A 1,771-nucleotide genomic window follows, 5' to 3' on the forward strand; every position below is an offset into this window, starting at 1 on the left:
CCGTCATCGCGCTCACGGGCTGGATGCATGCCGATGCGATAGCGTCGCTGGCGATCGCCGCGTTGATCGTTCCGCGGGCGCTGTCGCTGCTGCGCGACGTGGCCGAGGTCCTGCTGGAGTCGACTCCGCGCGACGTCGACCTGGTCGAGCTCCGCTCGCACATCATGGGGATGGAAGGCGTGCTCGACGTCCATGACCTGCACGTCTGGGCCATCACGTCCGGGATGCCGGTGATGAGCGCCCACGTCGTCGTCGACGAGTCCGTCAGCCTGATGGGTGACGCCCACGCCGTCCTCGACCGACTGCGCGACTGTCTGGCCGATCACTTCGACGTCGAGCACTCGACCTTCCAGATCGAACCGGCCGGCCACGAGGACTCCGAGCAACAGGTACATCACTGATCACTTCGCCACACCTACCGAGGGGACGCCATGAGCGACGACGACAAGGCCCTGCTGAACGGACCGCAGATCGAGGCCGAGGGACTACAGGACTGGCGACCCTTGCTCGGCCGACTCAAGGCCCGCTTCCAGACGGGAGACTTCCTCACCGGGCTGGAGCTGGTGCGCCGCGCGGCCGCGGCCGCCGATACGGCCAATCACCACCCTGACCTCGAGCTCACCTACCCCACCGTCACGGTCCGGCTGAGTTCCCACGACGTCCACGGCATCACGAGGCGCGACGTCCGGCTGGCGCGCGAGATCAGCGAGATCGCCGCGGATCTCGGCGCCCCGGCTGACACCGATCATCTGGCCGTGCTCGAGCTCGCTCTTGACACCGACGACGTCGACCTGATTCGCCCCTTCTGGTCCGCCGTGCTCGGAATCGCACCGGGGAACCAACTCGACGATCTGGTGGACCCATCCGGTCAGGTGCCGGCCGTGTGGTTCCAGCAGACCGATCCCGAAACCAGGGGCGGGGGGCAGGTGCCGCAACGCTGGCACCTCGATCTGCGCGTCCCGCCCGAGCAGGTTCAGCCGCGGATCGACGCCGCTGTGGCGGCTGGCGGAACCCTCGAGTCCCTGGAGTACGCGCCCGCCTTCTGGGTGCTTGCCGACCCGCAGGGAAACAAGGTCTGTCTCACCACGTGGCAGGAGCGCACGCACGCCTGAGGGTTTCGGTGGCTCGCTGCCCGACTCGATTTGGTTTGCCGCCAGACGTCTGCCAGAATATTCAGGTTGCTCCGGCGCGGTCGCTGGGGCGTTGCGGTCAGGTCTCACGCCTGACCACCATGCAGCGCCGAACCTGAGACCGGGCTCGTCCTGCAGCGTTGGCCACGACAGTGAGCTCAGCGCAGCGGGTCCAACCACCCAACTCGAGAAGTGTGTGACGCACGCGCGTGTTCCGCGCCGCGACACGCCCGACCTCGGGATTCGGAGGCCGGAGCCATGATCGGCCCGGATTCCACCGGGGCGACCTCACGCGAAGCGAAGAAAAGGACATCAGAGCATGGCGGGACAGAAGATCCGTATCCGGCTCAAGGCCTACGACCACGAAGTCATCGACTCGTCGGCGCGCAAGATCGTCGACACGGTGACCCGTACGGGCGCCAAGGTCGCGGGACCGGTGCCGTTGCCCACTGAGAAGAACGTGTTCTGTGTGATCCGTTCGCCGCACAAGTACAAGGACAGCCGCGAGCACTTCGAGATGCGCACGCACAAGCGGCTCATCGACATCATCGACCCCACGCCGAAGACCGTTGATTCGCTGATGCGTCTCGACCTGCCGGCTGGTGTCGACATCGAGATCAAGCTCTGAGGGGAGTCAGCGA

3 protein-coding genes are annotated in these 1,771 nt (G+C 66.4%); all 3 read left to right on the forward strand.

The genetic code is table 11. From position 1 onward, the window contains the following. Nucleotides 1–401 (forward strand): cation diffusion facilitator family transporter (locus WB508_RS11280; RefSeq protein ID WP_423844981.1); only part of this gene is annotated, 401 nt, incomplete at its 5' end. Nucleotides 402–431: 30 nt separating this feature from the next. Continuing rightward, entirely contained in the window at nucleotides 432–1,112 is a 681-nt protein-coding gene (locus tag WB508_RS11285) for a 4a-hydroxytetrahydrobiopterin dehydratase (protein WP_423844982.1), read from the forward strand. Between the two features lie 337 nt (nucleotides 1,113–1,449). Continuing rightward, on the forward strand, nucleotides 1,450–1,758 hold the full coding sequence (gene rpsJ / locus WB508_RS11290) for a 30S ribosomal protein S10 (RefSeq protein ID WP_012923688.1): 309 nt from the start codon (nucleotides 1,450–1,452) through the stop codon (nucleotides 1,756–1,758). Nucleotides 1,759–1,771 lie beyond the last annotated feature (13 nt).

This window comes from Aeromicrobium sp., assembly GCF_049586495.1.
In the GTDB taxonomy this organism is placed as follows: domain Bacteria; phylum Actinomycetota; class Actinomycetes; order Propionibacteriales; family Nocardioidaceae; genus Aeromicrobium.

What these genes read in the sequence shown, in the direction of transcription:
- WB508_RS11285 (WP_423844982.1), top strand. Translation starts at nt 432, where the DNA reads ATGAGCGACGACGACAAGGCCCTGCTGAACGGACCGCAGATCGAGGCC.
- rpsJ (WP_012923688.1), top strand. Translation starts at nt 1,450, where the DNA reads ATGGCGGGACAGAAGATCCGTATCCGGCTCAAGGCCTACGACCACGAA.